Source organism: Pseudomonas asplenii, from assembly GCF_001293465.1.
GTDB classification, from domain to species: Bacteria; Pseudomonadota; Gammaproteobacteria; order Pseudomonadales; family Pseudomonadaceae; genus Aquipseudomonas; species Aquipseudomonas fuscovaginae_B.
This window is the reverse complement of record NZ_JSYZ01000012.1, coordinates 44209-69455: the sequence shown is the minus strand read 5'-3', so window position 1 is coordinate 69455 and position 25247 is coordinate 44209. Positions and strand designations below refer to the sequence as shown.

The 25247-nt window shown below is 61.1% G+C and carries 22 protein-coding genes; 1 reads left to right on the top strand and 21 read right to left on the bottom strand.

Annotated features, from left to right (window positions below):
* The first annotated feature begins 58 nt into the window (after positions 1 to 58).
* Entirely contained in the window at positions 59 to 796 is a 738-nt protein-coding gene (locus tag PF66_RS17140) for a FadR/GntR family transcriptional regulator (protein ID WP_054060629.1), read from the top strand.
* A gap of 3 nt (positions 797 to 799) precedes the next feature.
* On the opposite strand, the gene PF66_RS17135 is transcribed toward PF66_RS17140, so the two are convergent.
* The 21 genes from PF66_RS17135 to PF66_RS17035 all read right to left on the bottom strand — a co-directional run bounded on the left by PF66_RS17135 (position 800) and on the right by PF66_RS17035 (position 24457).
* On the bottom strand, positions 800 to 1603 hold the full coding sequence (locus PF66_RS17135) for an IclR family transcriptional regulator (protein ID WP_054060628.1): 804 nt from the start codon (positions 1601 to 1603) through the stop codon (positions 800 to 802).
* Between the two features lie 63 nt (positions 1604 to 1666).
* Complete coding sequence (locus PF66_RS17130; RefSeq protein ID WP_054060627.1) at positions 1667 to 2977, bottom strand: MFS transporter; 1311 nt, start codon at positions 2975 to 2977, stop codon at positions 1667 to 1669.
* Positions 2978 to 3068: 91 nt separating this feature from the next.
* Entirely contained in the window at positions 3069 to 4217 is a 1149-nt protein-coding gene (gene dgoD, locus PF66_RS17125) for a galactonate dehydratase (protein WP_054060626.1), read from the bottom strand.
* A 48-nt stretch (positions 4218 to 4265) separates the two neighbouring features.
* Positions 4266 to 4886 carry a 2-dehydro-3-deoxy-6-phosphogalactonate aldolase gene (locus tag PF66_RS17120; protein ID WP_054060625.1) on the bottom strand — a complete coding sequence of 207 codons (621 nt, stop codon included), beginning with the start codon at positions 4884 to 4886 and terminating at the stop codon, positions 4266 to 4268.
* 14 nt (positions 4887 to 4900) lie between these two features.
* Complete coding sequence (locus PF66_RS17115) at positions 4901 to 5896, bottom strand: 2-dehydro-3-deoxygalactonokinase (protein ID WP_054063359.1); 996 nt, start codon at positions 5894 to 5896, stop codon at positions 4901 to 4903.
* Positions 5897 to 6147: 251 nt separating this feature from the next.
* The gene (gene cysC, locus PF66_RS17110; RefSeq protein ID WP_054060623.1) at positions 6148 to 6798 is read right to left on the bottom strand and encodes an adenylyl-sulfate kinase; all 651 of its coding nucleotides are present in this window, start codon (positions 6796 to 6798) and stop codon (positions 6148 to 6150) included.
* Positions 6799 to 6865: 67 nt separating this feature from the next.
* Positions 6866 to 7792, bottom strand: a complete 927-nt coding sequence (locus PF66_RS17105) for a glycosyltransferase family 2 protein (protein ID WP_054063358.1) — start codon at positions 7790 to 7792, stop codon at positions 6866 to 6868.
* An 11-nt stretch (positions 7793 to 7803) separates the two neighbouring features.
* Positions 7804 to 8811 (bottom strand): hypothetical protein, encoded by a 1008-nt coding sequence (locus tag PF66_RS17100; protein WP_054063357.1) that lies wholly within the window; start codon positions 8809 to 8811, stop codon positions 7804 to 7806.
* A 2-nt stretch (positions 8812 to 8813) separates the two neighbouring features.
* A complete protein-coding gene (locus PF66_RS17095) occupies positions 8814 to 10751 on the bottom strand; it encodes a glycosyltransferase family 1 protein (protein WP_054063356.1) in 1938 nt (645 codons plus the stop codon).
* A complete protein-coding gene (locus PF66_RS17090) occupies positions 10748 to 12502 on the bottom strand; it encodes a hypothetical protein (protein ID WP_054063355.1) in 1755 nt (584 codons plus the stop codon). The genes PF66_RS17095 and PF66_RS17090 overlap by 4 nt, the downstream gene beginning before the upstream one ends.
* Entirely contained in the window at positions 12499 to 14052 is a 1554-nt protein-coding gene (locus tag PF66_RS17085) for a hypothetical protein (RefSeq protein ID WP_152973044.1), read from the bottom strand. Before PF66_RS17085 ends, PF66_RS17090 begins: the two co-directional genes overlap by 4 nt.
* Positions 14049 to 15371, bottom strand: coding sequence for an ABC transporter ATP-binding protein (locus PF66_RS17080; protein WP_054063354.1), 1323 nt, complete (start codon positions 15369 to 15371; stop codon positions 14049 to 14051). Before PF66_RS17080 ends, PF66_RS17085 begins: the two co-directional genes overlap by 4 nt.
* A 5-nt stretch (positions 15372 to 15376) precedes the next feature.
* Positions 15377 to 16186, bottom strand: a complete 810-nt coding sequence (locus tag PF66_RS17075; RefSeq protein WP_054060616.1) for an ABC transporter permease — start codon at positions 16184 to 16186, stop codon at positions 15377 to 15379.
* Between the two features lie 38 nt (positions 16187 to 16224).
* Positions 16225 to 17163: an NAD-dependent epimerase/dehydratase family protein gene (locus PF66_RS17070; protein WP_054060615.1), complete on the bottom strand. Its 939-nt coding sequence runs from the start codon at positions 17161 to 17163 to the stop codon at positions 16225 to 16227.
* 76 nt (positions 17164 to 17239) lie between these two features.
* Entirely contained in the window at positions 17240 to 17965 is a 726-nt protein-coding gene (locus PF66_RS17065; RefSeq protein WP_054060614.1) for a sugar phosphate nucleotidyltransferase, read from the bottom strand.
* Positions 17966 to 17968: 3 nt separating this feature from the next.
* The gene (locus tag PF66_RS17060) at positions 17969 to 19138 is read right to left on the bottom strand and encodes a DegT/DnrJ/EryC1/StrS family aminotransferase (RefSeq protein ID WP_204375752.1); all 1170 of its coding nucleotides are present in this window, start codon (positions 19136 to 19138) and stop codon (positions 17969 to 17971) included.
* A gap of 37 nt (positions 19139 to 19175) precedes the next feature.
* A complete protein-coding gene (locus PF66_RS17055) occupies positions 19176 to 20156 on the bottom strand; it encodes a transketolase family protein (protein WP_054060612.1) in 981 nt (326 codons plus the stop codon).
* Positions 20153 to 20986 (bottom strand): transketolase, encoded by an 834-nt coding sequence (locus PF66_RS17050; RefSeq protein ID WP_054063353.1) that lies wholly within the window; start codon positions 20984 to 20986, stop codon positions 20153 to 20155. Before PF66_RS17050 ends, PF66_RS17055 begins: the two co-directional genes overlap by 4 nt.
* Positions 20979 to 21932 carry a GDP-L-fucose synthase family protein gene (locus tag PF66_RS17045; RefSeq protein ID WP_054060610.1) on the bottom strand — a complete coding sequence of 318 codons (954 nt, stop codon included), beginning with the start codon at positions 21930 to 21932 and terminating at the stop codon, positions 20979 to 20981. Before PF66_RS17045 ends, PF66_RS17050 begins: the two co-directional genes overlap by 8 nt.
* A gap of 2 nt (positions 21933 to 21934) precedes the next feature.
* Entirely contained in the window at positions 21935 to 22927 is a 993-nt protein-coding gene (locus PF66_RS17040; RefSeq protein ID WP_054060609.1) for a kinase, read from the bottom strand.
* Between the two features lie 3 nt (positions 22928 to 22930).
* Complete coding sequence (locus PF66_RS17035) at positions 22931 to 24457, bottom strand: B12-binding domain-containing radical SAM protein (protein ID WP_054060608.1); 1527 nt, start codon at positions 24455 to 24457, stop codon at positions 22931 to 22933.
* Positions 24458 to 25247: the final 790 nt, after the last annotated feature.

Genomic DNA, 25247 nt, shown 5'->3' with positions numbered 1-25247 from the left:
GATGAAGCCGGGAGCGATGTTATGATGCAACCCTTTTCACCAGAGCACCGTCCCGTCCATGGATCAGCAGCCCTCCAAGCCACGCAAGAACACTCCGCGCAAGAGCATGCATAACCGGATCGTTCAGGAACTGGGCATGCAGATTGTCTCCGGACGCTTCAAGCCGGAAGAGCGCCTGCCCATGGAGTCGACGCTGTGCGAGGAGTACCAGGTCAGTCGCTCGGTGCTGCGCGAAGCCACCCGGGTGCTCAGCGCCAAGGGCCTGGTGTACTCCAAGCCGCGGGTCGGTGCAGTGGTGCGCCCGCGCCCGAAGTGGCACCTGCTCGATCCCGACGTGCTGACCTGGCTGATGCAGTCGACGCCCCACAGCGAGTTTTTCAACACCCTGGCCGGCGTGCGCCGGATCCTGGAACCGGAAATCGCCGCGATGGCCGCCACCACGGCCACCGACGAAGACATCGCGGTGATCGAAAAAGCCTACCTGGCCATGGAGAAGGCGCAGACCCACGAGCAGCTGCTGCAGGCGGACCTGGATTTCCACCGGGCGATCGCCGACGCCACCCGCAACGATCTGCTCGCCTACATGTGCAACATGCTGTCGTTGCCCCTGCGCGAATCCATCAGCATCACCAACCGCCGCCCCGATATTCAAGGGCTCAGCCTACCCCGGCACAAGGCGATCCTCACCGCCATCCAGAATCGCGACGCCCTCGGTGCGCGACATGCCTCGCTGGTGCAGCTCGACGATACCCGGGTCGCCCTGGATACCGTGATGAACATCCTCACCCCGCTATAGCACTCAGGCCCTCGCCCCCAACTCCGCGGAGAGCCGGGCGGCGACCTGTTTGATCAACGGCACCAGCTCGGCCATTTTCTCCAACGGCATATAGGGCACGGTACTGGCGATGCTGATCCCGGCGACGATCTGCTGGCTGGCATCGCGTATCGGCGCCGCGACACAGCGGATCGACGGCTCGTTGTCCTCCAGATCGAAGGCGTAGCCCCCCGCCACGTATTCCAGCATGCGCTGCTCGAACTGCTCCCAGGATGAGACCGGCTGCAACGGCCATGACGGGGTCCTGCCGCCCACCGGCAAACTGATCCGATACAGGCGCTGCCACTCTTCTGGCGAGTCATCGAGCAGCAACGCCTTGCCGATCCCGGTGCGCGCCAACGGCATGCGGTGCCCGACCCGCGAACGCATTTCCGGGCCATTACGGCCGGGATTCTTGTGCAGGTACAGCACGTCATCGTCTTCACGGATCGCCAGGTGGATGGTATCGCCGGTCAGCGCCGACAACTCATCCAGGTACGGCCCGGCCAGGGTCACCAGCGGTACGGCCTCGCGCGCCTGGAACCCCAGCTCGATCAGCCTGGGGCCGAGCAGGTAACCGATTTGCGGCACGACCCGCAGATAGCGCTCCTCCACCAGGCAACTGGCCAGGCGATGGGTGGTGCTGCGGGTGGTGCCGATCAGCCGGGCAATCTCCTTGAGATCGCGGGCCCCACTGGCCACGGCCTGGACCACCGCAAGACCGCGCAGCAGCGTCTGGGTCCCCGTCGGTGCGGCGTCCTTGGCGTTTTTCGCGGCGTCTTCCTGCATATCCGGCCTTCAACAATGAGCGAGAGAACGGGCGGCATTATGGTCGCCCGCTCTTGCCCTTGCCTAGAGTTCGATCCGCGCCACCTTGCCCACCAGCACCACATAGGACAGCGCGCCGATCAATGCCAGCGCGGCGATGTAGGTGATCCCGGGGGCGAAGGAGTCGCCGCTGACGAGAAAGCCGATCACGATCGGCGTGGCGATCGCCGCCAGGTTGCCGATGCAGTTGAATACTCCGCCCGTCAGCCCCAACAGGCGCGCCGGCGCCAGGGTCGAGACCAGCGACCAACTGATCGAGGCCATCCCGTTGCCGAAAAACGCCAGCGCCAGGCAGGCGATCACCCAGGGTGTCGATTCGACGAAGTTGGCCCCGATGATCACGGTGGAAATCAGCAGGCCGCCGATGATCGGCAACTTGCGGGCCAGACCGAGCGTCGCGCCACGGCGGATCAGCCAGTCGGAGAACAGCCCCGAGCACAGCACGCCGACGAAAGCCGCGAGAAACGGCACCGAGGCCAGCAGGCCGGACTTGATGAAATCCATGCCGCGGTATTTCACCAGATAGGTCGGAAACCAGGTCAGGAAAAACCACAACGTCGAATTGAGGCAGAACTGCCCGAGGTAGATGCCCCACAACTTGCGCTGGCTCAACACGATACCCAGGTCGGTCCAGCTGAACGGCGCCTTGCGCCGGGCGGTCTCGGCCTGGATATCCACCAGCCCGCCGCCCTCGCGGATCAGGTCGATTTCCGCCGGGTTGACCCCCTTGAACTCCCGCGGCTCGCGATACACCGCGTACCAGACGAACGCCCAGAGAATGCCCACCACACCAGTGCTGATGAACACCATGTGCCAACCGTATCGATGCTGCAGCCAGGCCAGCAGCGGCGTCAGAAAGGCCAGCCCGACGAACTGCCCGGAGGTGTAGAAACCGATGGCGGTCGCGCGCTCGCGCTCGGGAAACCAGGTGGTCACCACACGGCTGTTGATCGGATAGGCGGGAGCTTCCAGCGCCCCCACGGCCATGCGCAGGACGAACAGCGCGATGAAGCTGGCGGCGAAACCGAGCAGCAGCGTGGCCGCCGACCACAACAACAGCGCCAGACTGTAGAGCAGGCGTGGTGGCACCCGGTCCACCAGCCAGCCACCGGGGATCTGCATCGCCGCGTAGGTCCAGCCGAACGCCGAGAAAATCAGCCCGACATGAATCGGGTCGATCCCCAGTTCACTGGTCAACGCGGGGGCGGCGATCGACAGGTTGCTGCGGTCCAGGTAGTTGATCACCACGGTGATGAACAGCAGGACCATGATGAAAAAGCGCTTGCGGCTCGGCGTCAGCAACGACGCCTGCCCGGTCAGGACTTCCGGTTGCATGGGTGTGCCTCTTCTTATGGTTATTGAGGGCGTTCATTCACAACGATGTCGGGGTCCGCTCACGGCCCCTCCCTGATGGATCAGCCCGCCATCACCACTCGGCAAAACTGCCGTCGGCATGGCGCCAGATCGGGTTGCGCCAGCGATGACCGATGGCGGCGCGTTCCGTCACGTAGGCCTCGTTGATCTCGATGCCCAGCCCCGGGCCATTCGGGATCTTCACGAACCCCTGGTCATAGTCGAACACCCGAGGGTCCCTGACGTAATCCAGCAGGTCATTGCTTTCGTTGTAATGGATGCCCAGGCTCTGCTCCTGGATGAAGGCGTTGTAGCAAGCCGCATCCAGTTGCAGGCAGGCCGCCAGGGCAATCGGGCCCAACGGACAATGCAACGCCAGCGCCACGTCATAGGCTTCGGCCATGTTGGCGATCTTGCGGGTTTCGGTGATGCCGCCGGCATGGGAGGCATCCGGCTGGATGATGTCGACGTAACCTTCGCTGAGCACCCGCTTGAAATCCCAGCGCGAAAACAGACGCTCCCCCAGCGCGATCGGCGTGCTGGTCAGCGGTGCCAGCTCCTTCAGGGCCTCGTAGTTTTCGCTGAGCACCGGCTCCTCGATGAACATCAGCTTGTAGGCGTCGAGTTCCTTCATCAACACCTTGGCCATTGGCTTGTGCACCCGGCCATGGAAGTCCACGCCGATGCCGACGTTCGGCCCCACCGCGTCGCGCACGGCGGCGACGTTGGCCAGGGCCAGGTCGACCTTTTCGAAACTGTCGACGAATTGCAGCTCTTCGGTGCCATTCATCTTCACCGCGGTGAACCCCCGGCCGACGGCTTCCCTGGCAGCCCGGGCGGTGTCGGCCGGACGGTCGCCGCCGATCCACGAGTACACGCGGATACGCTCGCGCACCTGACCACCCAGCAGATCGCTGACCGACACCCCCAGGGCCTTGCCCTTGATGTCCCACAGCGCCTGGTCGATCCCGGCCAGGGCGCTCATGTGCACGGCGCCGCCACGATAGAAGCCGCCGCGATAGAGCACGGTCCAGATGTCCTCGATATTGCGCGGGTCCTTGCCGACCAGGTAATCCGACAACTCATCGACCGCCGCCGCGACCGTGTGGGCCCGGCCTTCGACCACCGGCTCGCCCCAACCGGTCACGCCCTCATCGGTTTCGACCTTGAGGAACAGCCAGCGTGGCGGAACGATAAAGGTCGTCAGCTTGGTGATTTTCATCGTGTCGTCTCTCTTGTCGGGATGCAGCGCACACGGCGCCGGGAAGTCTTAACGCAATGCGTTCCAGGCCTGCACGTAAGCCTTGGCCCGCAGCGCCGTTTCGTCGGCACTCAGCCCCGGCTTGAACAGCCCGGAGCCCAGGCCGAAACCACTGACGCCCGCCTCGACGAACGCTGGCATGTTGTCCGGAGTGATTCCGCCGACCGGGATCAGCAACGTTCCCGCCGGCAGCACCGCCAGCCAGGCCTTGACCACTGCCGGGCCCATCTGCTCGGCGGGGAACATCTTCAGCACATCGGCGCCTTCGGCCAGCGCGGCGAAGGCCTCGGTCGGCGTGGCGACACCTGGCGACAGGTACAGCCCTGCCGTCCTGGCCGCCCGCAGGACCCGGGGATCACTGTGGGGCATGACGATCACCTGCCCCCCTGCGGCCTTCACCTGCCCGACCTGTTCCGGGGTCAGCACCGTGCCGGCACCGATCAGGCAATCGGCGGGCAACAGGCTGCGCAGAATGCGGATACTTTCGTACGGTTCGGGAGAGTTGAGCGGCACCTCGATGACACGGAAACCGGCCTGGTACAACACCTCGCCGATGGCCGCCGCCTCTTGCGGACGCAGACCGCGAAGAATTGCGATCAGGCCGTTTTTCGCCAGTGCTTGCTTGAGCATGTCAGACCTCTTGTCTAATTGAACGCAGGCGTCCGGCCCAGCAGCCCGGCGGCTTCGGCCAGGTGCCACAGACCACGCTCGGTGGCGTGTTCGGCCAGGCTTGCCCGGGCAAAACCGCAACGCTCGAGCGCCCGGCTGTAGCGGGCACAAAGTTGGGCATTGCCGATCAGCATGATCGACGGCAGGTCGGCGCTGTCGCGTCGACGGCGCTGGGCATTGGCAAGGGCGACAAGCTCATGACCAATCAACAGGCCCGACAGGTAGTCGGTCTGTCCGGCCGGGCTCAGTTCGCCCGTCAGCCCCAGCGTGCGTGCGCTGAACAACGTCGAGAGAGGGCCGTTTTCACCCTCGCAGGAGAGCGCCACCCGGACGCCGCGATCGAACGCCTCGCTGTCGAAGGGCGCACCGCGCTGCTGAGTACGCCCCAGGATGCTGTGTTCACTGAGTACGGCGAACAGCTCGCCGGTCATGAAGGTGTCGAAATGGACGATGCAGCCGTCAGCCACCTCGACCCATTTCGAATGGCTGCCCGGCAAGCCGATCAGCAGAGGGCCGCCAGCGTCCGCCGGCAGGCCTTGCAGCGCGCCGAGGACCTGTGTCTCTTCGCCGCGCATCACGTTCGGCAGGCGGGAACGCTCGATAACGCCGGGCACGATATGCACATCGACGCCACGCAGGCTGCGCACGGTGTTGAGAGCGGTGCCCAGGCTGGCGACATTCGCCGGAGTGTCGCGATAGGTAGCCTCGGACCAGCCCTGGGCGCTGCCGACCATGCCGCAGGCGATCACCGCCAGCCCGGGTTGGGCATCGAGCCAGTCGCCACAGGCCTCGTCGAAAGCCAGTTCAAAACCATCGGCGCACCGTTGGCCGGCGATCATCCGCGGCACACTGGGCAACTGCATGATACCCGACGACAGCGAACGCTGTTCGAGCACCTGGCCGCCCACGGCGAGTTTGTAGGCCCGAAGTGAGGTCGTCCCCCAATCGAGCGCGATCAATTGCGCCTGCATCGCTTCACCTGAAAGTTGTTTTTGGACAGTGAGGGCGTGGAGCTGATGGAGGCGACTATAAACCCGAGATGCCAATAATCTCAATATATAAATTTACATCCCATATATTGGGAAAAAATGACTACAACCTGGATCAATCGATTTGAGCTGATATCAGACCTTCTCCGATACGTGGGACCCGCCACACGTCATGCAGAACGAAAACGCCGCGTTGATCGCGGCGTTTTCGTATTCGGCGTATGAGACAACAGCTAGGCAACAGCGTGGCTGGAAGCAAGGCATCCCTGGCGGATCAGATGATCCACCACATGAGTAGCGGCTTGCTGGGCGCTCATGCGCACCGTTTCAATATGAATGTCCGGGGCTTGCGGGACCTCGTAGACCGAGTCGATGCCGGTGAAGTTCTTGAGCTGGCCACTGCGCGCCTTCTTGTACAGCCCCTTGGGATCGCGCTCTTCGGCGACCGCCAACGGTGTGTCGATGAATATCTCGTAGAACTCGTGCTCCTCGAACAAGCCCCGTGCCATCGCCCGCTCGGCCCGAAAAGGCGAGATGAACGACACCAGGGTGATCAACCCGGCATCCACCATCAGCTTCGCGACATGCGCAACACGGCGGATATTCTCCGCACGGTCCTCATCACTGAACCCCAGGTCGGCATTCAGCCCCTGCCGTACGTTGTCGCCATCGAGCAGATAACTGTGGCGCCCCAACGCGTGAAGACGCTTTTCCACCAGATTGGCGATAGTGGTCTTGCCGGCGGCCGACAGCCCGGTAAACCACAGGACAACGGGTTTCTGCCCCATGAGGGCGGCATGTGCGCTCTTGTCGATCTCGATCGACTGCCAGTGCAGATCGCGCTCCACCGGCTCGGGCAGGTGCCTGGTTTCATCACTGCTCATCAGTTGCTTCTCCAGCGTTGAAAACGACAGGTGTACACAGCACCTGTTCGTGGCGGATTCCAAAGACTCACCCTTTGACAAAGGGTTTCAACAGGCCATGGGCTGCCGAGTGGCGCAGGGTGAACCAGATCCACAGATAGGTGCGCCAACGCAAGGGTAGCTGCCGGTCAAGAAAGATCCGCCTGAAGTAAAAGAACAAGGCACCCCGCTCCTTCGCCGGCCCATCACCCGAGGCGCCACTGAGTACCGCCTCGCCCACGGACTCGCCGCGCAACGCCCGGACGACACGCCTGGCGGCATCACGACGATTGTCACCCAGGGTGATGAAAATGGGGTCATCCTTGAAACGCCCACGCTTGCTGTAGGTTTCGTCGAAGTCAGCCTTGCCCGTCCGATAATGCAGATGCTCGAAGACCACGTCGTCCAGATAGACGATGCGATCGAACCCCTCATGCTGGATACGCTTGAAGATGTCGAACAGATGGAAATCGATGAACGCGCCGGCATAGGCGGCCGGGTAAGGGTCGACCAGCAATTCGCAGGTGCTGCGTGACAGGATGGGGAACGTGGCCAGGCCGCCCTTCTTCAGCAGGTCGTTGCAGTAGCCGAGATACACCCGGTCGGCGAAACGCCGATCCAGGGCCCTGAGCTCGCGGTCCCAACCGGGCGTACGCATGACCATGTCATCGTTGACCAACACGATGATCTGCCCCCGCGAGGCGCGCAGGCAGGCGGTGTTATAGGCCCCCATGGACTGGTTGGGCCCGATGAGCCGCACCGTATGCACCGCGTCGCAATGCAGGTCATGGCTACCGGGGTCATCGTCGTCCACATACAGGATCACCTCCACGGCGGACAGGCATTCTGCCGTGGCAACCACGCTGGCGAAAAAACGTTCGACCAGTTCCGGGCGTCCACGAGTCGGCAGCAGCAGGGAAATCAGCGGCTCCTGCTCCTGTGTGTCGGGTACGCAGGACCTAGCGCTGGCAGGCATGACGGTACGCCTCATTGTGGATAACTCTGCGTCCATCTTTCACCTCCATTTCCGGAATAAGGCACGCGATCGATCATTTGCCAGTAATCGAAAAGATCATGCGGAAACGGGTGTTTCAGCATGAACCTTGCCGCCATGGCTTCATACTCCGCATGCATGCGCACATACAGGGCATCCTTGCCTTCGACATGGCCACGCAATACGTCGAGCCAATCGGTGTATTCCAGGTTGATCTGAGGGCAGCAGGCGGCGATCTGCGAGGTGTCGGCCGTGCCCAGCGAAACGGTCACCTTCCCCACCCGGAGGGCGGCAATGATGCGCATCAGCGACAACCAGCGCCAATCCAGGCGCTGGGGGATATTGAGCACCAGCCGTGCCGAACGGTTCAGGGCATCGCGTTGCCCACGGGAAACGAAACGCTCCGGGCACGCGATCGAGAAACCCTCACCACGCAATCTGTCGAGCATGCGCCCGCGGTATTCGGTGACGGCCCCCGTGAACAACAGATCGCTTTGCGCAGAGTCGCCGGGATCGGGAGCGACTTTCGGCAGCGAGGGGAAACCGATGGCCCGCACGGGGACGCCGGGCAGCAACTTGTCCATGTTGATCAATTCCGGCAAGTCTCCCAGCATCAGGAACGCGCAGATATGAGGCAGGCACTCGAACAGGTGCTGGATGCGCGCCACCTGCACCGCCGGGTGCATGTAGTCGTTGTTGTTCCAGAGCGGGTCGCCGTGGATCAGTATCTGGTCGTCCACGAAGTCGAGGTGCTCGGTCATGATGACCGCCACCCGCTTGCCACGGGACTCGCAGAAATCGATGAGCGTGTCCCGGGTGCTCTCGGAGAAGTTTTCGATGACGATATTCAAGCGACTGTCGCTCGGACGCTTGCCCACACTGACCGGGTAACCCTGCTGCTGCAGCGCCATCACCAGGAAATCGACCTGGTCGCTGATACCGTAGAACGAATGGTTATAGACCCAGAGATGAACCGCTGGCCTTGCATGAGATAGCGTCATGTTCACCTCCTGTGCGCCACGGACGATTGATTCGCAAGCGTGTCGTTGTCCACGCCGCCCGCCAGGCTCGCAATGACCAGTTGCTCGACAGCCTGCAAATCCACGTCACTGTGGTAGCGGCCGGAGTGCGAAGTCTCCAGATGCTTGGGCTCGAATGCCCCATCGCTTTGCAGGATGGCGTAAAAACGCTTTCCATAGCGGATGATGTTGTAGCCATGGAAACCTTCCACGACCAGGTGTGGCTGCTCTGCCGCCCCCACTGGCGGGCTCGGGGTGCGGCTCGCTTGCGGCTGCCGCGCACGACGATAGCGACGCAGCCATTGCGAGCATTGGCTGTGCAGCCAGGGGAAAGGCATCAGCCATCTCGACAACAGTTTCACCAGCGCCGACGGTTCGGGCTGATCCACCCTTCCTTCCTGCGGCAGATAGGCTCCCGCCAGTTCGAGCAGGCTGTTGGCCCATATCGCGGGCCGCGCCTGAGTGCGGGTGTATTGAGCCAATACCGAGCAATCGTGGGCATGCAGGGAAGAGTTGCCCTCCACGAGCACGAAACAGCCACCCACGGACCAGACACTGCGCTCTCCGGTATTGATCCGCATCCGCGGGCGGGCATCCTGGCTGAACGCCCGCCGTAAACCGGTCATGTCCAGCAGCCCCCCGTCCACGAGCGGCACACCCGGGCCGTTCGCTGAGGGAGCAGGCGTGGAACTGTCCACGTGAAGCTGACGGACCTGTGCCCAGAACGTCCCGGCAAACGCCTGCCCGGAGAACTCCGTCACCGCTCTCCGATGGCCCTGCTCCTGCAACGCCAGGTAAGTCTGCGGCTGCAGCAAGCCAGGAATACGCGCCAGCAATTCATCGACAAGCAAGGCTTGCTCATGCTCCTGGCGCACCGGAAGCAGCCAGGGATCGGTTATCTCGGGCTCGGTACCGACGATCAGACCGCCCTGGCCATCCTGCAAGTACGTGCCAACCCCGCGAAGCGCCGAAACCACGGGCACGCAGCCCAGGCTCATGGCCTGGAGAATCTCGAACGGACACAACACATCGGCCGGTTGCAGCAGCACATGCGACCCCGCCATCAAGGCTTCGACATCGGCCTGGGCAGGGCTGGCCCACAGAATGCTGCGACCGGTCTGCTGCTCGACAAAGGCCAGGTCCACGCCTGCGGCGACCAGGGCCTGGGCGTCAGGGCGCTCACAGGCCATGCTGAGCAGGCCATTGTGGCCAGCGGCGCAGAATGCCTTCCAGAAGCGCAGGACACGATGCCCACCACAGCTGAAAAAGTCGCTCTCATGGTCCGGGACCGATACGAACAGGAACCGTGGACGGGCAAGCGACGGCTTATCGGGAAGCCGCCCACGAGCCTGAACCGCGGAGACCGGTAAACCGAGGCGGGACGTGAACAACCGGGACTGCAACTGCGGCAACCCAAGGAAATCGTTCAACGCCACGAGGGTATCCGCCTGTGCCGAGAAAACCCCCAGACACCAGGGGCCTCCCAGCAATGCACGGTAATGCTCGCGAATGCGCGGCAACTGCTCGCCGATGCTGGCTTGCGCTGTTGTCCACGGTGCAAACAGGCCACGCAAGGACTCGCAATGCAGCACAAAGGGCCGGCTCAGGCTGGGAAACGCAATGGAGTGAAAGAATTCGATAGCGCCCGGCAACGCCTGCGTCAGCAGGCGGCTTTCAGGTCCGAAACAACTCGAGCAGGGTTCCGGCCACTGATTGCCGGACTGACTCGCCAGCGCCGCCAGCAGCCGCTGACGCAAAGGCTCGGATCGCTCCAGCAGATGCCGCAAGGCAACGTTATCCCAGGCGTTGATGCTCACTCCCTCAGGCATCGACTCGAACAGCGCCCGATACAACGGGTGGCACCCACGCCAGGGAATGTAGTGGCTCTGATTCCAGGGAACGGCCACTGCCAATTGATTCATGATTGCCCTCCTGGCTTGCTGGTGATCCGACTCCACAGGCGCTGCCACCAGGGTTGGCTCAAGTGGAGCAACATCTGTTCCATGCTGTCTATACGTGCGTTGGCCCGCTCCAACTGGTACGCCAGTTCGCGATTGGCATCCTGTAATTGTCCGTCCAGGTCAGATTCGCCCTCATTCCGGGTGTCATACCCACGCATCACCATGGACAAGCCATCGATATGCTCGGCCAGTTCATCCAGTGTTCTGGCGATCAGCAGGTCGCTGGTCGGATAACGCTTGAGCAGGGTTTGCAAGCTGCCGGAAAGATCCATGGGACCGGCCGCCTGGCGTAGCCCTATGAAACGTTGCTGGATCCTGAACACATTGAAGCCGTTATATGTCGTCACCAGCGAAGGCCCCTCCTCCGGTTCGGCAGAGCGCCCAACCAGGAGACGGGATACCTCCTGGAGGACGACCTGGCGCTCCTCGACCGCACTCCTCCCCAGCAGCAGCAGGGCCTTGAGTTCGCCGATCGACGATGCCGAAGGCAAGGCTGCCAGTTGCGCTTCGGAGCAGGCACGCAGGTCAACAGCCCCGACCTGCAGAGGCAGTGCGTACAGGCGCCTCCTGAAACGCACCAGATTGCAGCTGAAAAAATCGCCCTCCAGCAGGATGGGTGTCTCATCGAATGTCTCGGTCGCATAACGCAGTGGCGAAGCCTGGCGCACGCGCCGGTTGGCCGGCAAATCGATGCTGCCGTCGAGGGGGTATCCCAGGGTGCTCAGCAAGTCCTGGTTATGCTCGACGAAACGGGCGATATCCACCGCGGCCATTGCCTGCCGGAAGCCACCGATCTGCCCCGAACGGAATGTGGCGGAGTCACGGTTGAACAGCTTCGCGGCAATGGCCACCGGCGAGCCCGGAGCCTGGAGCTTGAGCAGGATGGACCAGATCAGGCGCAGTTGATCCACCTCCCGCCCGCCACCGGCCGCACCAATCAGTTCCTCGAAGGACAGCGAAGCGACATTGGGAAAGTCCAGCCAGGGCAGGAAACCGCCAATGCGCTGCCGCAAGGAACCCAGCAGCCAGTTGTCGTCCAGCAGGCGGCTGATCCGCCCAGCCACATCGAGACCACTCAGCCAGCCCGCAAAGGTGGTCTTGCCTTCACGCTCATAGTAGTTGGCCTCGGACACCAGGATATCCAGCGGGTGGCGGTACATGAACAATGCCGGCGAAGACAGGAACGCATGATGGCGATTTCCGAAACTGGAACGCCGCACGCTGTCGACAAAGAAATCGGCCGCTACCGTATGCGAGTTGCTGTATTCGACGCAGTACCAGGTTTGCGGCTTGGGAAACTCCGGCAGCACCACGCCTTCCTGATAACCCAGGGCCCGTGCCAGCTCATAGAGCAGGTGAGTCCCCGACTTGGGAATGGAAACCAGGAACAGCGGCCGGCGGCTGAAATGATGATCGGTGATCGGGGCCAGCAGTGAAACGTCGCTCAAACCGACACAGGCCAGCAATTGGTCTGCCAGGCGCGCACCGTCCTCTTCCGTGAAGATGATCCACTGCGCACCAGCGGCTACCTCATCCTCCCGGGGCAACTCGCGCAACAGCCCGACCCCTCGGGCCTGCGCGGCCTCCGCCAGGTCCCGGGCCAGGGTATTGTCTCCGATCAGCCGGACGACCAGGTCCTGGTTCGACCATGACGGTTCCAGCAGCTCCAGGAACGCATCAAGCCGCGGCGCGCAAAATTGCAGGTTGTTCATGAATGTCTAATCCGTACAAGCAGGTCCGCCAGTCGCTCGTCGACCTGGATACCCGGCAAATGCCCGATATCGCTGCTGAAATCCAGTGCGCCCAATGCCTGCGGTACACCGTAGTAGCGACCGGCATAGGCGACGATGTTTGTGGTTCCGAAACTTTCGAGCAACACCGGCGTGCCCGCGGCGGCCGAGGGCCCGGCCGCGCACTGAGCGTCTCCCGCCGCCAACAGTTGCTCACGATAGCCATCGAGCACCTGCGTCTCGAGATGCAGCGGCTCGAGCGCACGGATCACCCGTTCCACCCGCTCGCTGACACCGGCCTGCGGCAGGCCGTTGTCGAGCCAGCAGGCCAGCGCGGCGTTGATGACCTCGCAAGTCTCCTCGGCACAAGCGGAGACCTGCGCCACCAGCTCATCGTCCGAACAGGTCGAGCGCTCGATCTGGGTATGTCTTTTCCACGCATAACGCTTGAATGCAAAACGCTCGAGATCCAGGTTCGACTTGTTGAACGCAAAGCCGAACAGGTCCTCGTCGCCATAGTCACGAAAGATCTCGCGCCGCTCCAGCAACCCTGCCAGCTCGCGCTGGAACGGTGTGTAGGCACCCTCGTCGAGCGCCTCGAAAACGCCGTAGCCGTAACGTTGCCCCATGCGCTCCAGACCGTGGTCACGCAGGATATCCAGGTGGGTATTGGTCAGCCAGTTCCGCCAACCACCGACGATTCCCTGCCCTCGCCGCAGGTTGTGCCGATGCGCACCGGTCAGGTTGACATGGTCGATACGTTGCCAGATCTCGGCCGCCTGCTGCGCATCCAGGAAAACCCCTTGGGCTTCGGCCAGCCCCAGGATGGTCGGCACCGGCGCCTGGATGAGATCCTCCCAGCGCATGATGTGATACGCGCTGGCGTAGTCCTCGAAAACCCGCAGATAGGCTTGCAGCGGGCCAGCCAGGGCTTCGAAGAAATTCAGGTCGGAGAGTTTGTACAGGGCGATGCGCTGGCGCAGCTCGTCGTTATCCTGTTCAGGGGGAATGAAGCGCTGAATGTACTCGCTGGCCAGGGCATTGAACGAAAAGCAGGCCGACGACACAGTTCCGGCAGGGTGCCGCATGGATGCAAAGCGCTGGTGCTCGCTGAAGGCCGGGTGGGTCGGCCAGATATCCGGCCCCACATGGGAGTGGGCCGTTCCATAGACGGACAGGATCTCCACCGGGTGCGAAGTGATGAGGGTGAAATCCCCCGCCCCCCTGACGCCGATGTACTTGCGAAAACAGGCGGTCCGCGGGGCATCGCCCTTCACCCACTTCGGCCCTCCTGGCAGGTACCTGAAGTTGTTGTTGTAGATCAGCGCCTGGGCCAATCCCCGCCGCTCGAAAACGTCCTGTATGCGCAGCGCGACCTGCTCCCCCACCGTTTGACAGAATGCCTGGAGGAACGCGCCACCCGGTGCGGGATCGCTGAGCCCGGTCACGCGGCGTATTTCCGCGATGACACTGAGCAACAATGTGAAACCGCTTCTCGGATAACCGAGAACAAGAGGTCGCTTCAAACTCATGAGTGGGCCTCCTCCATGCCGGACGACGACAAGACTTCGTGCTTGACCTGCAAATCGACAAAACCGGTAATGCCCGGTGTGTCGGCAAAGGTGAGCCGGCTCACCGAACGCCGCACGTCCAGGAAACGGTCGGACTCGGCGGTGATCTGCGAGCAGCCGACATTCAGGAAATACTCGCCGCCGACCAGGCGGGCCTGCCAATCGAACCTGATCACCAGGCACTCACCGGCACCCGCCGACAGCAACGGCGCACCCTGCATGTGCAGGTTGGTTCCAAAAACATAGGTACCGTCGAGCGAAACGATGCCAAAGCCGACCGAAACCCCTTCCAGCGCTTCATGGAACAGCAACTTGACCAGCAATTGCACAGGCTGATTCGCCGGAATCCGGGGCGGATCGCAACGCCCATCGGCGAGAATCTCGATATCGATGACCTGCACCTGGCCACTGCCCAGACGCGTCTCATGGTCGTTGTAGAAAGGCCGGCCAGCGACGACATCCGCACGCCCGCTGCCCAGCAGCCGGGCCTGCTCGGCATGGGACGATTCCTGCTCACCGGCAGTCGGCGGTTCTACTGCCTGTGTCCCGAACAACAGGTTCTGGTACACGTTCACCGCACTCGCAATCGGACCGTCGTAACACAGGTTCCCGTGGTCGATCACCAGCCCGCGCCTGCACAAGCGCAGCATCGTGTCGACACTGTGGGACACGAACAGAATGGTCTTGCCTTGCTCGACAAACTCGCGAATGCGCTGGAAACAGCGATGCTGAAACTTCGCATCGCCGACACTCAGGGCCTCGTCAACCACCAGAATCTCCGGCTCGACATGAATCGCCGCCGCAAAGGCGACCCTGACGAACATCCCGGACGAGTAGGTTTTCACCGGCTGGTCGAAGTGTTCGCCAATCTCGGCGAAAGCCTCGATGGCGGGCATCCTTGCGATCATCTCGCTCCGGGAAAACCCCATGATGGCGCCATTGAGAATCACGTTCTCGCGTCCACTGAACTCCGGGTTGAACCCCGCCCCCAGCTCCAGCAGGGCAGAGATCTTGCCATTGACCTGGACACTGCCGGTGGTCGCCTGCATCACCTCGCAAATGATCTGCAACAGCGTCGACTTGCCCGAGCCGTTGCGCCCGAGCACGCCGATGATCTCCCCCTTCATCACGTCGAAGGAAACCCCGCGCAGTGCCCAGAACTCCCGATGATACTGCTTGCGCAACGGATGCAGCGCCTCGACAAGACGCTCGCGGGGTGAAGCGAACAACCTGAATTTCTTCGAGACATCCGTCACGGAGAGGGCGATATCGTTCGGCATGGCGTTTAGAGAACATCCGCGAATTCCGGCTTCAGCCGGCGAAAAATGGCTGAGCCAAGGAAAAACAGGCTGAGGCTCACACCCCAGAAAACCAGTGTCTGGCTCATCGGCGGCCAGGATACCGTTGGAAAGATCAACAGCCCACGATAGCCCTGGATGATGTAGTAGATCGGGTTATAGACCGCCCACTCGCGGATGGCGGGAGGCATGATCTCCAGCGACCAGACGATCGGGGTACTCCAGAACCACAGATTGAGCAGGATCGTCAGCGCCTGGCCGATATCCCGATAGAACACCTGCAAGGCCGCCAGCAACCAGCCCAGCCCCAACAGCAGGACACTCATGCAGAGCAGGAAGTAGACGAACAGCAGGCGCTGCCAAAGGAACGTCACGTCATAGAACAGCATCATGCCCGCCAACACCAGCAGGAACACCCCATGGGGGACCAGCCCGGACACCAGGTGGACCACCGGCAGGACCTCCGTCGGAAAGACGGTCTTCTTCACCAGGTGATCGTTACGGGTGATCGAGTGGGTAATGGCCTGCAGCGCTTCACTGAAGAAGAACCACGGCACCAGACCACAGACGAACCAGAGGACGAAGGGAGTCCCTACCGGCCCCTGGGCACGAAAGCCCACCGCGAAGACGAAATAGAACACCACCACGACAGCGAGCGGATGCATGAAGGTCCACACCATCCCGCCCAGGGTTCCCGCATAACGGTTCTGCAGATCGCGGACCGCCAGCGCCTGGATCATGGAACGATGGCGAATCACATTGCGTACCAGGTGTTGCCGCGAAGGGTTCTTGAGCAAATGACGATCCTTTCATTCAACCAGGGAGAGCGACAGGGTCAGACGTTACCGTAGACAGAGTTCTTGATCATGGTGAAGCCCTTGATCAGGTCACGGATGCCGTCATCCAGCGACATGATGGGACAAAAGCCGGTTGCCTCCACCTTGGCATTGGAAACCACGTAGTTGCGCTGGTCCTGATCCTTGCCGACGGGCGCTTCGAGAAACACGAAATCAGGAATATGTGCCTGAATCCGCTCGCACAGCTCGCGCTTGGAGATGTTCGCGTCCGACAGGCCGACGTTATAGACCTCGCCCTTCATCGACGAGAAGTTCTCCAGGCCATGCAGAAAGACTCGCGCGACATCCCGCACATGGATGTAGTTACGCTTGAACGAACTCTCGAACAACACGACGAATCGGTCATACACCGCACGATAGGTGAAGTCGTTGACCAGAAGGTCCGTGCGCATGCGTGGCGACATGCCGAAGACGGTTGCCAGGCGGAAGCTGATGGCGTTCTCACGTTGCATCAGGTGCTTTTCGACCTCGACCTTTTCCTTGGCGTACTGGGAAATCGGCCGCAACGGGGAGTCCTCGTTGCAGAAGTTGTCGGCATCGCCGGTGCCATACGCGCTGTTGGTGGTCGGCATGAGCACGAGCTGTTGCGGCGACATCAGGCGCAGCATCAACTTGATCGCGTCGTGGTTGATACTCGAGGCTCCCACCGGGTCCGCATTGCAGATCGGCGCCCCCACCAGAGCGGCCAGGGGGATGACCACATCGGCCTTGCTCAACAGGGGGGCCATGACGCTCTCCAGTCGAATATCGCCCCTCACCACCGTGAAGTTGGGGTCGTGGCATACATGGTTCAGGCTGGCCTGCTTGAACAGAAAGTTATCCAGTACCGTGACCTTGTGCCCAGCCGCCAACAGCGCGGGCACCAGCGTGGACCCCAGATAGCCGGCTCCGCCGGTCACGAGAATATTGAGACTCATCGTCTGCTTCCTTTTTCGAGTGAGTAAGAAATGTAAATGCCGTGGCAACCCTGGGCGGCCATCATCCCCGGGAGCATCAACCGCGCAGCTCCGACGTGTTCAGCACCTGCCCGGCACGCTGGTAATCATGGGGAATGCCGATATCGATGAACGAACCCTCGGCGGCGAACCCGGACAGGCAGGCCCCGCGCGCCAACAATGTCGGCAAGAGCTCATCCTCCAGCGACACGCTGTTGCCGGCCACGAACGGCGAACTGGCCAGGCTGTCCCGGCGTACCCAGTAGACGCCACCGTTGGCGAGACAACCCGGCAACCCGCGCTGCGATGCCAGCGAGAGAATTCGCTGCTCATCGGTCAGTTCCAGGCCCATGTAGCGGTTCGCCTCCTCGGCCCGGAACAGCGACAGCGCCCAGTCCGAACCGGCCTTGCGGGCAAAACGGTCGAGTGCCGCGAGCTCGACGGCAAAGAACGTATCGCCGTTGAGCAGCACGAACGCGTCTTCATCCTTGAGCATCGCCGCCGCCAACAACAGGCCACCGCCGGTCCCCAGGCGCTCGTGCTCGATCGCATACTCTACTTCGGCAGAACGATAGCGCCCGCCAAAGTGCTCGGTGATGACCGTGCACTGGTACCCCACCGACAGAATGAAGCGCGAGATGCCCTGCTCGATCCAGTAATCGAGCAGGTACTCCAGAAACGGCCGGCCATTGATCGGTGCCATCGGTTTGGGAACGCTGGAGACGACGCTGCGCAGCCGGGTACCCAGTCCCCCGGCGAGGATAATCGCGGTACGGACCGTCATGGCTTAGACATCATTGAGATAGCGGCACAACTCATCGATTTCCTCATCACGCAGATCCGGGAAGTTGCCGATGTAGAAGCCGTAGAAATGGATGTGTTCGGTCTCGGGGAACTCGCGATAGTAGCCGTCCGGCACGATCCCTTTCAGGTATGGCTGGCGCAGCTGGTTACCGCCACCGGCACTGCCACGGCGAAACTCGATACCGCCCTCGCGCATGTGGACCATGAGCCGCTCGACCAACTCGTCATCGGGCTCGCGCAGGACCAGGTTGAACGCGTAGTTGCTCGAACCTTCCAACTTGAAATCGGTACGGTACTTGCGCGGATCGATCTGGCTGAGGAAGCGATGCAGGTTCTGCGTGCGGCGCTCGACGTTGGCCGACAGGCGCTTGAGTTGCTTGCGCCCGAGAATTCCGCCGATCTCGGTGTTACGGGTGTTGAAGGCGGGAAACGCGAAGATGAAGTCGGGATTGAGCTCGGGGTTGGCAGCCCGGTACTCGGCCTGGGTCTGCGGATCATTGGCCTCGCGCACCATGCCATGGGAACGCAGCATGCGGGCCTGCTGATAGACGAGCGGGTCATTGGTGCAGATCATCCCGCCCTCGATAGTGCTCATGTGGTGGGCATAGTAGAAAGAGAAGTTCGACACCCAGCCGATGCTGCCCAAGCGCCGTCCGGCGTGTTCGGCACCGTGCGACTCGCACACGTCCTCGATCAGCGGAATACCCCGGCGATCCAGTTCCGCCAGCACCTCGTCATCGATGCCATCGAAGCCCTGGACATGGGTCAGGAACACCGCCCGGGTATGCTCGCTCAGCTTGTCGAGGATCTGCCTGGGGTCCATGGACAGGGTACGCGGATCGATATCGGTGAAAACCGGGGTAAAACCGTTCTGCAGGACGCTGGCGATATCCGATACCCAGGTCAGGGATGGCACGATCACCTCGCCGCCCTGTGGATAGCGCAATTTCAGCAAGGCCATGGTCAACAGGTTCGACGAGGCCCCCGAGTTGACGAAAACACTGTACTTGACCCCAAGCCACTGCGACCACTCCGCCTCGAAGGCTTTCACATGCTCGCCATGGGTGAGCTTGGGATCATCCTGTCGCAGATGTTCGATGACCGCATCCAGGTCTTCACGCAGGATGTTGTTGCGCATCAAGGGGTATTTCATGATCGAAGATTGCTCCGTCTTGCTACTGGGCATGGAATCAAAGAGAGAGTGAAGCGTGAAAATCGCGGACCTTGTGGGTCACTGCATCGACCCCGATACCGACCTGCTCGTGCAGCGCGGTCCGCTCACCCAGCTCGAACCGGTACTGGGGAGCCACGCCCACGTTGAACAGGCGAGTTTCGGGCAGGCGCCGAGCCAGCAGATTGAAGAGCAGGGCGTCCAGGCCACCACGCCCCTCGAACCCCTCTTCCAGTGAAACGACACCACGAAATCTGGCGAACAGGGTAATCAGCGCCTGCTCATCAAAACCGCTGAGGTCGAACAGGTCGACCACGGTGACGCGCAGCCCATCGCTCGCCAGGCGTTCGGCGGCCTTGAGAGCGGTCTGTGTCATGTATCCGGTGGAGACCAGGCAAAGCGCGTCACCGTCACCATGAACCTGGAAACCACGTGCGAGATCCGGCGCGCCCTGTGTGTAGACCACCGGCAGGACCTGGGCATCCAGACGCAGGTACTTGATCCCCGGACGCTCCAGGCAGCGGGAGGCCAGTGCGGCCGACGTCACCTGGTCGGCCGGCGAAAGCACCTGCATGTTCGGCAGACTGCGCATCAGTGTGAGGTCCTCGTAACACTGATGAGTCGGACCGGAGACCACATAGCTGTAGCCGGCCCCCACCCCGATCAGGTTCACGTTCATGGGCCGCACGGTGGAAAGCAGCGCCAGGTTCACGCGAATCTGCTCGAAGCAGCGCATGGTGATGAAGGGTGCAATCGCATACGCGAACACCTTGAACCCTTCGAGAGCCAGCCCCGCCGAGACATTGATCAGGTTCTGCTCGGCGATCCCGACATTGACGAACCGTTGTGGATAACGCTCGCGGATCTGGTCGAGCACCGGCGAACCGAAGTCGGCGGTGGCAAAGAAAATGTCGTCATCGGCCTCCATGGCCTCGACGATGGACGCCAGCAACGTGTCACGCATCGCCCGTGGCTTTATCGACTGCAGCGTGTCACTCATGATTCGACTCCCAGCAACTCATCAATCAACTGCGGCGCAATCGGGGTGATGTGCGACAACGGCGCGTTTTCCAGGCCCGGCACCCGATGCCCCTTGCGGGTATTGACGATGATCGCCCGGGGTTGCGGCTCGCCGGAGGCTCGGCTGGCACTCAGCGCAGCGGCAATGGCCTGCGGAGAATGGCCATCCTCCACGACCTGAACCTTCCAGCCGAATGCGGTGAACTTGGCATGCAGGTCACGATGGGAAACGATGCTGTCGGTGGGGCCGAGCATGCTGATCTGGTTGTTGTCGACAATCACCGTGAGGTTATCCAGCTGATGCTGCGCAGCAAACATGAAGGCCTCCCAGTTCGAGCCCTCATGCAATTCACCATCGCCGGTGACCACATGGACCTGCTGGTCACGGCCACGCCGTTTCAGGCCCAGGGCCATGCCGGCACCGACACCGACGCCGTGCCCCAAAGAACCATTGACCGTTTCATAGCCGGGAATCACCGGGTCGGGTATTCCGCCGAGGAAACTGCCCTCCTGGCACACACGCTCCAGCTCATCGGCGGGGAAATAGCCGAGGTCGGCAAGAATCGGGTACATGCACAACGAACCATGGCCCTTGCTGATGATGCAACGGTCACGCCCTGGCCAGAGGGGATCGGCCGGATTCTGCCGCAGGAAGCCACCGTAGTAGAGCACCACGAAAATCTCGATGGGCGATAACGACGAGGCGACCCGGGTCTCCGGCGTATGCCGGTGGATCTTCAAGGTCTCCCGCCAGACCCAATGCGCCTTCTCTTCCAGGTAAGTGGCGAGCACGGGTTCAGGTTCATGCATGGCTGCTCTCCAGAAAAGATGCATAGGTTCGGCGGATGCCCGCCTCCAGGGAGATCGACGGCTGCCAACCCAGTTCAAGGATGCGCGAGCTGTCCAGCAACTTGCGCAGAGTGCCATCCGGTCGCTGGGTGTCCCAGGCGATCTCGCCGCGGTAGCCGACGACAGTCGCGATCAGCTGGGCCAACTCCCGGATGGACAGGTCATGCCCCGAGCCGATATTGATCGGCAGCTCGACGGTCGAAAGATCCGCTTCCAGCAACACATGACAGGCGGCGGCCAGGTCATCGGCACACAGGAATTCGCGCCGCGGCGTGCCGGTACCCCACAACGTGGTCAGCGGTTGCTGCGCCTTGTGAGCGGCATGAAAGCGGCTGATCAACGCCGAAAGCACATGCCCGGACTGGGGATCGAAGTTGTCGTTCTCGCCGTATACGCTGTTCGGAATCACGGGAATGAAACGCTGCTCGCCATACTGCCGGTTGTACGCCAGGCACATATGAACCCCGGCCAGCTTGGCCATCGCATAGGCGATGCTGGTCATTTCCGGCTTTCCACTCAACAGCGCGTCCTCAGCCATGGGCTGCGGACACTCACGCGGGTACATGCAGGACGAGCCGAAGAACACGAGTCGCCGCACACCATGGCGGTGGGCGCTCTGGATGACATTGGCCTGGATTTCCAGGTTACGGGTAATGAAGTCGGCCGGATAATTGACGTTATCGACAATACCTCCCACCTTGCCCGCCGCGAGAATGACGATCTCGGGACGCTGCTCGGCGAAAAACGCATCGACTGCCGACTTGTCGGTGAGTTCCAACTGGTCGTGCCCACGCAGGAGCAGATCGGTGAAACCGGCTGCGGTGAAATGCCGGACAAATGCCGAGCCAATCATTCCACGGTGCCCCGCGATGTAGATTCGCGAGTGCCTTGAGAGACGCTGTGACATGCTTAAAGTCCGTTAGGCTGATAAAGAACGACCCGGCTACCGGAACTCTCGAACTGGAAAGGCACATGAATCAGAGCCTTCAAGCGTTCGCGAACCCGCCACTGCAGCTCTGGCTTGACAAAAAACAGCATGAAACCGCCCCCACCCGCACCCAGCAACTTCCCACCGGTCGCGCCGGCTGATCGGGCGGCTTCATAGATCGCATCCAGGTCGGGGTTGCTGACCCGGTCAGACAGGCCCTTCTTCAGCTTCCAGCCCTCATGCAGCAGCTCACCGAACTCGTCCAGCGAACTGTTGGACTGAAGGATCGACAAGGACTCGTCGACCATCTGCATGATTTGCGTCAGTTCGCTATGACGTACGGATATGTTCTGGATTTTCGATTGTGCGATTTCCGCAGCAATCCGGGAAAATCCGGTGAAGAACAGCATGAGGTGATTTTGCAGGTGGCGCAGCCGCGACTCGGGCAGGATGACAGGAGATACCTTGAAGTTGCCATCACGCAGAAAATCGATGCGATTGAAACCACCATAGGCTGCTGCGATCTGATCCTGCGAGCCGACACTTTCCTTGATGACATCCTGCTCGACATGAATGGCCAGTTTCGCCAGGGAGTCCTGGCACACCTGTTTCCCATCGAGCGCCTTCAACGCATGCAGCAGGCCCACGGTGAACGATGAGCTTGAACCTAGCCCGGAACGCGCCGGCAGGTCGCCATCATGGTGTATCTCCAGGCCACGGTCGCACTCCATGTGCCGCAATACGGCACGTACTGCGGGGTGCTTGATTTCTTCCGGCTCCATCACGTTTTCGATCGTCGAGTAGACGATCCGGTACTTGTGGTCGAAGAACGGTGGCAGGTGACGACAGCTGATGTAGCAATACTTGTCGATGGAGGTGGAGATGACCGAGCCCCCTTGCTCACGAAACCAGCCTGGATAATCGGTGCCACCGCCGAAGAACGAAATACGATAGGGTGTACGCGTTATGATCACAGGCTAGTCCCCCAGCAGTTTCCGCCGCAACTTGATCCGAGTCATGTCTTCGATATTCAGGCGCTGCGTGGGCCCGAATTTCTGCTCGACAAGATTCAGGTAGGTCGGATTGGTGAAATAACGCTGCCAGGCCTCATCCCTGAACTTCAGTACCTGTGCCGCCGACAGGTGCTTGGTGGGCAAGGGCTCGCATTCATAGGACAGAAACGCATACCCTTCATAACTCGAGGGCAGCTTCCAGCCTTCCTCTCGTGCGATCCGGTTCATCGGGCTGCCCGGCAATGCCTGGCAGGGATACATGTTGGCCATTTCGCAGTTCAACTCGATGGCCAGATCCAGGGTTTCCTGCATCGTCTCCAACGTATCGTCCGGAAAGCCGAAAATGAAATTGCTGATCACATTGATGTCGGTCTGCCGGATCACGTCGCAGACGTCACGAATGTTGACTTCCTTGAAGGAGCCCTTGGACACCTCCTGGCGAACCATCTGGTTGCCCGCCTCGACCCCCAGCGCCAACCAGTTGACCCCTGCCTGCTTGAACAGCTCCAGGGCGTCACGACGTACCGTGTCCACGCGCGAGTAGGTCCACATGTTGAAATCGAACTCGCGTTCGATCACCTGGCGCAGGACCGGCTCGTAGAATTTGCGGTTGAGGAAGAACATCTCGTCGCTGATACGCAACGTGTGCACGCCAAGCCTGGCCAGCTTTTCCATCTCGCGCATCACCCAGGCCGGGCTCCAGAAGCGCATGCCACGGAAGCTGGCGGCATCGGCGGACTCCGAGTTGTCCGTCCGGTTGACGATGTTGATCATGCAGAAGTTGCAACCGAAGTTGCAGCCCAGCGACGTATAGATCGCCGCGAAAGGCGTACGCTGGGCATGGTCGAAACCGGCGTGCCAGAAATGCGCCCGGTAGAGGTCCAGGGGACGTTCCTTGTAGGGCAACAGGTCCCAGGCATACCCTGGCATGTCGATGTCCATGCGCTCCTGGGGAACCAATCGCTCGGGCGGATTGAGCACCGGCATGGGGAAGTTCGCCGGACCACGTTGCTTGTAACCGATTCCCCGGATCGAAGACAGGTCATCGCCCAGATTGCTCGCCAATAGCGAATGCAGGGCATAGACGCCTTCGTTGAGCAGCACCAGATCGACACAGGAATGTGACAGAACCTCTCTGGGCAAGGCGCTGATGTGCGAGCCGACGAAGCAGATCTTGAACAGGGGCGACTGTTCCTTGAGCGCGGCGGCCAGTTCGAGGGCGCCAATCATGCTGGTCGTGCCGGAGTTGGGGTTCTGTCCGTAGACGACAAACACCACCAGCCTCGGCCGGTGGGACTCGACACGCAGAACCGCCTGTTCAAGGCTCAGCTTCTCGGCATCGCAGTCCAGGATACCGACCTCGAAGCCCTTGCTGCGACAGGACTCGGCCAGCAGCAACGACCACGTCGGCGGCTCTATCGCGGAATATACGCTTGCCAGCCCCTGATAGGCCTTTGCCGAAGAATCAGGTGTTACAAATAGTGCATCCATAGGTGCTTTTCTTCCGTTTCTTGCTGCCCAAGGCTCCAAGCCATGAAAAACAAACTGACGCCCACAAGTATTGCAACACAGGGAGACTCATATGCCAGCGGCATGAAAGCACTCGATTAAAGCACAATTTCCGAAGAAGTCTAACGCCCTTTTCTTACACTATTAAGTCCTTGACCAGGATAAGGTTATTGAAATACCCTGCAATAGCACTGGAAAAAATTCACTACTCCTGCACCGCATAAATACTGGCACTCAGACACTAACGAAAGATGCCCGAATGTGTCTAAAGCTGATACAAAAAGTAGGAAATGGCTGCACAGAGACGCTTCGCAGCCTCGCCACGAATAACCCCCGCTATCTTCCCGCATTGCCTTGGACAGCCAACCAGGGACACAAGAAGGCCGCTCCCTTCGCATCACTGATCGATTCAAGTCACCATGGCTCAAAATGCGGCATCCCGCCCCAAGAGAGTGCAAAAGCAGCTCCCATATATTACGCAGTTGCTGTGCGACAATTGGCGTAGTTGCCCCGGGATTCAGGGGAGAGCCAAAGAGGCCGGCTAGTTGTTATCCCTGATAGTTCCCATACAGCCTCAAACTGAAACTCTCAAACAGATGGCAGGTCATTCACTATTGTTTAGAAGAGCGATTACAGAATAAACGCGGGGAGTGTGGAAAGATCGCTTACAACAACTGTAACCACATGATTCCTCTCGACAAAATTCCACGAGAGCGATACTGCCTTAGGCTGTGTACGAAATTGTTTGAAACGCAGGTTAGGCAAGGCAAAA

Bases quoted from the DNA above. Each gene is read 5' to 3' on its own strand.
- PF66_RS17140 (WP_054060629.1), top strand. From the start codon at position 59: ATGGATCAGCAGCCCTCCAAGCCACGCAAGAACACTCCGCGCAAGAGC.
- PF66_RS17135 (WP_054060628.1), bottom strand. From the start codon at position 1,603: ATGCAGGAAGACGCCGCGAAAAACGCCAAGGACGCCGCACCGACGGGG.
- PF66_RS17130 (WP_054060627.1), bottom strand. From the start codon at position 2,977: ATGCAACCGGAAGTCCTGACCGGGCAGGCGTCGTTGCTGACGCCGAGC.
- dgoD (WP_054060626.1), bottom strand. From the start codon at position 4,217: ATGAAAATCACCAAGCTGACGACCTTTATCGTTCCGCCACGCTGGCTG.
- PF66_RS17120 (WP_054060625.1), bottom strand. From the start codon at position 4,886: ATGCTCAAGCAAGCACTGGCGAAAAACGGCCTGATCGCAATTCTTCGC.
- PF66_RS17115 (WP_054063359.1), bottom strand. From the start codon at position 5,896: ATGCAGGCGCAATTGATCGCGCTCGATTGGGGGACGACCTCACTTCGG.
- cysC (WP_054060623.1), bottom strand. From the start codon at position 6,798: ATGAGCAGTGATGAAACCAGGCACCTGCCCGAGCCGGTGGAGCGCGAT.
- PF66_RS17105 (WP_054063358.1), bottom strand. From the start codon at position 7,792: ATGCCTGCCAGCGCTAGGTCCTGCGTACCCGACACACAGGAGCAGGAG.
- PF66_RS17100 (WP_054063357.1), bottom strand. From the start codon at position 8,811: ATGACGCTATCTCATGCAAGGCCAGCGGTTCATCTCTGGGTCTATAAC.
- PF66_RS17095 (WP_054063356.1), bottom strand. From the start codon at position 10,751: ATGAATCAATTGGCAGTGGCCGTTCCCTGGAATCAGAGCCACTACATT.
- PF66_RS17090 (WP_054063355.1), bottom strand. From the start codon at position 12,502: ATGAACAACCTGCAATTTTGCGCGCCGCGGCTTGATGCGTTCCTGGAG.
- PF66_RS17085 (WP_152973044.1), bottom strand. From the start codon at position 14,052: ATGAGTTTGAAGCGACCTCTTGTTCTCGGTTATCCGAGAAGCGGTTTC.
- PF66_RS17080 (WP_054063354.1), bottom strand. From the start codon at position 15,371: ATGCCGAACGATATCGCCCTCTCCGTGACGGATGTCTCGAAGAAATTC.
- PF66_RS17070 (WP_054060615.1), bottom strand. From the start codon at position 17,163: ATGAGTCTCAATATTCTCGTGACCGGCGGAGCCGGCTATCTGGGGTCC.
- PF66_RS17065 (WP_054060614.1), bottom strand. From the start codon at position 17,965: ATGACGGTCCGTACCGCGATTATCCTCGCCGGGGGACTGGGTACCCGG.
- PF66_RS17060 (WP_204375752.1), bottom strand. From the start codon at position 19,138: ATGAAATACCCCTTGATGCGCAACAACATCCTGCGTGAAGACCTGGAT.
- PF66_RS17055 (WP_054060612.1), bottom strand. From the start codon at position 20,156: ATGAGTGACACGCTGCAGTCGATAAAGCCACGGGCGATGCGTGACACG.
- PF66_RS17050 (WP_054063353.1), bottom strand. From the start codon at position 20,986: ATGCATGAACCTGAACCCGTGCTCGCCACTTACCTGGAAGAGAAGGCG.
- PF66_RS17045 (WP_054060610.1), bottom strand. From the start codon at position 21,932: ATGTCACAGCGTCTCTCAAGGCACTCGCGAATCTACATCGCGGGGCAC.
- PF66_RS17035 (WP_054060608.1), bottom strand. From the start codon at position 24,457: ATGGATGCACTATTTGTAACACCTGATTCTTCGGCAAAGGCCTATCAG.